Origin of the sequence: Paenibacillus sp. 1-18, assembly GCF_000520755.1 — a bacterium.
In the GTDB taxonomy this organism is placed as follows: Bacteria; Bacillota; Bacilli; order Paenibacillales; family Paenibacillaceae; genus Paenibacillus; species Paenibacillus brasilensis.
In genome coordinates, this window is the sequence record NZ_ASSB01000078.1 from 1 (window position 1) to 361 (window position 361).

The 361-nt window shown below is 44.6% G+C and carries 1 protein-coding gene; it reads right to left on the reverse strand.

The genetic code is table 11. The features are described 5' to 3' along the window. The coding region (locus L693_RS0105545; RefSeq protein ID WP_025716415.1) for an IS3 family transposase at positions 1–279 on the reverse strand (279 nt) is incomplete at its 3' end. Positions 280–361: the final 82 nt, after the last annotated feature.

The following is a 361-nucleotide window of genomic DNA, read 5'->3' on the forward strand; positions in this document are numbered from 1 at the left end:
TCGTCCCATGATCAGCGCGGCTTGCTTTAAAATATCGACCTCCATCTTCAAACGCTGGTTCTCTTTTCGCAAAGCCAACAGTTCGTTTTCATCTGAAGAACGATTGTCTTTCTCCTTAAAGGAGCCTGACGTCTGAGCTTGCTTGATCCAGCGATCTAAAGCTGAAGCTGTGAGGCCATATTCCTCCACAATCGCTGCCCGAGATTTCCCGTTTTCATAGAGTTGCACCATTTGCTTTTTAAATTCTGAGGTGAAGGTTCGACGTTGTTGTTTTGGCATTGTAGATGATCCGCTCCTTAGTGTAATAGGTTTATTCTACAAGCCCCCATTTTTGTTGTCCAACTAAGTGTAGCCGATCCAA